A 1,909-nucleotide genomic window follows, 5' to 3' on the forward strand; every position below is an offset into this window, starting at 1 on the left:
AGCTCCGAGACGCGCCGGTCGGCGTCGTCGAGGACGGCCTGGAGCAGGACGGCCAGGTGCCCGGCCATGCGCTCGACGGTCGCGGCCTCGAACAGCTCGGTGCTGTACTCCAGCGACACCAGGTGGCCGCCGTTGACCGGCGACACGTCCAGCGACAGGTCGAACTTGGCGGTGCTGGTGGCCACGGCCTTGGCCTCGAAGACGAGGTCGCCGACCCGCCACTCCTCCTGCGGGACGTTCATCAGCGAGAACATCACCTGCGCGAGCGGGCCGCCGTTGCCGTTGTAGCGGGCGGGTTTCAGCTCCTCCACGAGCTTCTCGTAGGGCACGTCGGCGTGCGCGTACCCGGCCAGGCAGGACTCCTTGATCCGGCCGAGGAGCTGGCCGAACGTCGGGTCGCCGGACAGGTCGACGCGCAGTACAAGCGTGTTGACGAAGAAGCCGATGATGAGAGCGATCTCCGACCGGTCTCGGCCGGCGACGGGCGTCGCGACGGTGAAGTCGGTGCGGCCGGTGTAGCGCGACAGCAGCACCGACCAGACCGCCAGCACCAGCATGAACGGGGTGACCTCCCAGTCCTTGGCGGCCTTCTCGATCCGCGCCATCTGCCCGTCGGGCAGCATGCGCGCGAACGTGGCGCCGGCGGAGGTCGGGACGGCGGGCCGCGGCAGGTCGGTCGGCAGCAGCAGCGGCGTGGTCCCGGCCAGGCGCTCGCGCCAGTAGGCGAGCTGCCCTTCGAGGTACTCGCCCTGGAGGTTGTCGCGCTGCCAGACGGCGTAGTCGGCGTACTGGACGCGCAGCTCCGGCAGCCGGGGCCGGCGGCCGGAGGTGAACGCCTCGTAGCAGACGGCCAGCTCCTGGAAGAGGATCGCCGAGGAGATCCCGTCGGTGATGATGTGGTGCATCACCAGGACCGCGACGTGCTCGTCCGGCGCGGTCCGCAGCAGCCGCATCCGCAGCAGCGGGCCGGTCGCCAGGTCGAACGGGGTGTCGATGTCGGCCTGGATGAGCGCGTCGACGTCGGCCGGGTCGGCGTCGGCGACGGGCAGGTCCAGCGTCAGCTCGGCGGAGATGATCTGGACGGGCTCGTGTCCGTCGAAGCCGAACACGGTGCGCAGGGACTCGTGCCGCGCGACGACGGCGTTGAGCGCGCGCCGCAGCGCGGCCGGGTCCAGCGGGCCGGTCAGCGTGACCGCGGCGAGCACGTTGTAGGTCGCGGTGCCGGGGTCGACCTGGTCGAGGAGCCAGAGGCTCTGCTGGGCGAAGGACGTCTCGATGACGGCCGTGCCCGGCCGGTCGAGATCGGTCATCAGGGTCATGGCGGCTCCTCCTTCAGCGGGTGGCGGTGGTCTCGCGGGCGCGCCTGGTCCGGTAACCGGACCGGTCGACCCGCTGGATGGAGGCGAGTTTCGGCGCGGCCGGCCCCTCGGCCTGTACGCCGTCGATGTAGGCGGCGGCCGCGGCGACGGTCGGCGACTCGAAGAGGCGGCCGAGCGGCAGGTCCACGTCGTAGACGTCGCGGACCTTCTCCACCACCTCGACGCCGAGCAGCGAGTGCCCGCCGAGCGAGAAGAAGTCGTCGTGGACGCCGATGCGGTCGAGGCCGAGCGCGTCGGCCCAGATCTTGGCGATGGCCCGCTCGGTCTCGGTGCTGGGCTCGCGCTGCGCGGCGGCCTCGTCGGCGGGCAGCGTGACCGGCAGCGGCAGTCCGGACCGGTCGAGGGTGCCGTCGCGGCGCAGCGGCCAGGAGTCCACGACCAGGAACTTCGCCGGGATCATGTAGGTCGGGAAGTACACCTGGAGGTGGGACTTCAGCCGCGGCGCCACCGAGCGGACCCGCTGCGCGCGGACCGGGTCGTTGGTCCACGCCCCGGCGGCGCGCGCGGCGGCCGCGGCCACCGCGGCGGGC

At 72.4% G+C, this 1,909-nt stretch carries 2 protein-coding genes; both read right to left on the reverse strand.

Annotated elements, in window-relative coordinates:
- Window positions 1–1,319, reverse strand: a 1,319-nt coding sequence (locus tag ABD327_RS31885) for a condensation domain-containing protein (RefSeq protein ID WP_344456182.1), incomplete at its 3' end; no start/stop codon positions are given.
- 13 nt (window positions 1,320–1,332) lie between these two features.
- Window positions 1,333–1,909: phosphopantetheine-binding protein (locus tag ABD327_RS31890; protein ID WP_344456184.1), on the reverse strand; the 577-nt coding region annotated here is incomplete at its 5' end.

Origin of the sequence: Actinocorallia aurantiaca, from assembly GCF_039533685.1 — a bacterium.
Classification (GTDB): domain Bacteria; phylum Actinomycetota; class Actinomycetes; order Streptosporangiales; family Streptosporangiaceae; genus Actinocorallia; species Actinocorallia aurantiaca.